Origin of the sequence: Gluconacetobacter entanii (assembly GCF_013155425.1) — a bacterium.
GTDB lineage: Bacteria > Pseudomonadota > Alphaproteobacteria > Acetobacterales > Acetobacteraceae > Novacetimonas > Novacetimonas entanii.
Map to the genome: position 1 here is coordinate 2,501 of NZ_JABJWD010000014.1, position 2,911 is coordinate 5,411.

Below are 2,911 nucleotides of genomic sequence, written 5' to 3' on the forward strand. Positions count from 1 at the left end.
CTGCGAAAAGCCATGGGGAGCCGCGAGCAGGCTTTGATCCGTGGATATCTGAATGGGGAAACCCACCCAGCGATGGGTATCATGTCCTGAATACATAGGGGCATGAGGCGAACCCGGGGAACTGAAACATCTAAGTACCCGGAGGAAAAGACATCAATTGAGATTCCGCCAGTAGTGGCGAGCGAACGCGGAACAGGCCCGTGATTGTTGCAGAAGAAGCAGAACGGAATGGAAAGTCCGGCCAGAGAGGGTGATAGCCCCTTATGCGTAGTGTCTGTGATGATCCTTGAGTAGGGCGGGACACGTGAAATCCTGTCTGAACATGGGGGGACCACCCTCCAAGCCTAAATACTCCCTGGTGACCGATAGCGAACAAGTACCGTGAGGGAAAGGTGAAAAGCACCCCGACGAGGGGAGTGAAAGAGACCTGAAACCGAATGCCTACAAGCAGTCGGAGCCTCTTATGGGGTGACGGCGTACCTTTTGTATAATGGGTCAGCGAGTTTCTGTTTGCAGCAAGCTTAAGCCGGTAGGTGTAGGCGCAGCGAAAGCGAGTCTGAACAGGGCGACGAGTTGCTGGCAGAAGACCCGAAACCGAGTGATCTAGCCATGGCCAGGCTGAAGGTGCGGTAACACGCACTGGAGGGCCGAACCCACGCCTGTTGAAAAAGTCGGGGATGAGCTGTGGCTAGGGGTGAAAGGCCAATCAAACTCGGAAATAGCTGGTTCTCCGCGAAATCTATTGAGGTAGATCGTCTGGTATTACCCCGGGGGGTAGAGCACTGGATGGGCTAGGGGGGCCCAAAGCCTTACCAAACCTAACCAAACTCCGAATACCCGGAAGTATGAGCCAGGCAGACAGACAGTGGGTGCTAAGGTCCATTGTCGAGAGGGAAACAGCCCAGACCACCAGCTAAGGCCCCCAAATCGTGGCTAAGTGGGAAAGGATGTGGGGATTCCAAAACAACCAGGAGGTTGGCTTAGAAGCAGCCATCCTTTAAAGAAAGCGTAATAGCTCACTGGTCTAATAGAAACCCTGCGCCGAAAATGTAACGGGGCTCAAGCCACGTGCCGAAGCTGTGGGTGCATACTATGTATGCGCGGTAGCGGAGCGTTCCGTAAGTCTGTGAAGGGGACGGGGTGACCCTCCCTGGAGATATCGGAAGTGCGAATGCTGACATGAGTAGCGACAAACAGTGCGAGAAACACTGTCGCCGAAAGTCCAAGGGTTCCTGCGCAAGGTTAATCCGCGCAGGGTGAGCCGGCCCCTAAGGCGAGGGCGAAAGCCGTAGTCGATGGAAACCAGGTCAATATTCCTGGGCCTGCCAGAAGTGACGAATGCAATATGTTGTCGGGTCTTATCGGATTGGCCCGGCTTTTGGAGCATTCCAGGAAATAGCTCTGGCATATAGACCGTACCCGAAACCGACACAGGTGGACTGGTAGAGAATACCAAGGCGCTTGAGAGAACGATGCTGAAGGAACTAGGCAAATTGCTTGCGTAACTTCGGGATAAGCAAGACCCGTCAGTGGGCAACCATCGGCGGGTGGCACAGACCAGGGGGTAGCGACTGTTTAGTAAAAACACAGGGCTGTGCGAAGTCGAGAGACGACGTATACGGCCTGACGCCTGCCCGGTGCCGGAAGGTTAAGAGGAGGTGTGCAAGCACCGAATTGAAGCCCCGGTAAACGGCGGCCGTAACTATAACGGTCCTAAGGTAGCGAAATTCCTTGTCGGGTAAGTTCCGACCTGCACGAATGGCGTAACGACTTCCCCGCTGTCTCCAGCATCGGCTCAGCGAAATTGAATTCCCCGTGAAGATGCGGGGTACCCGCGGTCAGACGGAAAGACCCTATGAACCTTTACTGCAGCTTTGCAGTGGCATCAGAGACATTCTGTGTAGGATAGGTGGGAGGCTTTGAAACCGGGGCGCCAGTTCCGGTGGAGCCATCCTTGAAATACCACCCTGACTGTTTCTGATGTCTAACCGAGACCAGTAAGCCTGGTCCGGGACCCTGCATGGTGGGCAGTTTGACTGGGGCGGTCGCCTCCCAAAGTGTAACGGAGGCGCGCGATGGTGGGCTCAGGTCGGTCGGACATCGACTGTTGAGTGCAATGGCATAAGCCCGCCTGACTGTGAGAGTGACAGCTCGATCAGAGACGAAAGTCGGCCATAGTGATCCGGTGGTCCCGCGTGGAAGGGCCATCGCTCAACGGATAAAAGGTACTCTAGGGATAACAGGCTGATCTCCCCCAAGAGTCCACATCGACGGGGAGGTTTGGCACCTCGATGTCGGCTCATCACATCCTGGGGCTGGAGCAGGTCCCAAGGGTTCGGCTGTTCGCCGATTAAAGTGGTACGTGAGCTGGGTTTAGAACGTCGTGAGACAGTTCGGTCCCTATCTGCCGTGGGTGTTGGAGACTTGAGAGGATTTGTCCCTAGTACGAGAGGACCGGGATGAACATACCTCTGGTGCACCGGTTGTCGCGCCAGCGGCACAGCCGGGTAGCTAAGTATGGAAGGGATAACCGCTGAAAGCATCTAAGCGGGAAACCCACCTCAAAACAAGGTCTCCCCAAGGGCCGTGATAGACCATCACGTCAATAGGCCAGGTGTGGAAGCGCAGCAATGCGTGCAGCTGACTGGTCCTAATCGCCCAACAGGCTCATTCACAACGCCACAACGTGGCAAACACACATGCACAGCAGTCATCCACCCCACTCTCTCCTCACACAAAACACCAACCTCCCACACAGTCCTAAAAGGACTGACTGGATGATCTGGTGGCCATGGCGGGAATTGCTCCACCCGATCCCATCCCGAACTCGGCCGTGAAAAACCCCAGCGCCCATGATACTGTGCCTTAAGGCACGGGAAAGTCGGTCGCCGCCAGATCTTCCAGTCAGTCC

Annotated in this window: 2 rRNA genes (1 of these 2 only partly in view); both read left to right on the plus strand. The window is 55.6% G+C overall.

Annotation, left to right across the window (positions count from 1 at the left end):
* A 23S ribosomal RNA gene (locus HNH97_RS04045) occupies nucleotides 1-2,675 on the plus strand (it extends 66 nt beyond the left edge of the window).
* A gap of 106 nt (nucleotides 2,676-2,781) precedes the next feature.
* A 5S ribosomal RNA gene (gene rrf / locus HNH97_RS04050) occupies nucleotides 2,782-2,897 on the plus strand.
* Nucleotides 2,898-2,911: the final 14 nt, after the last annotated feature.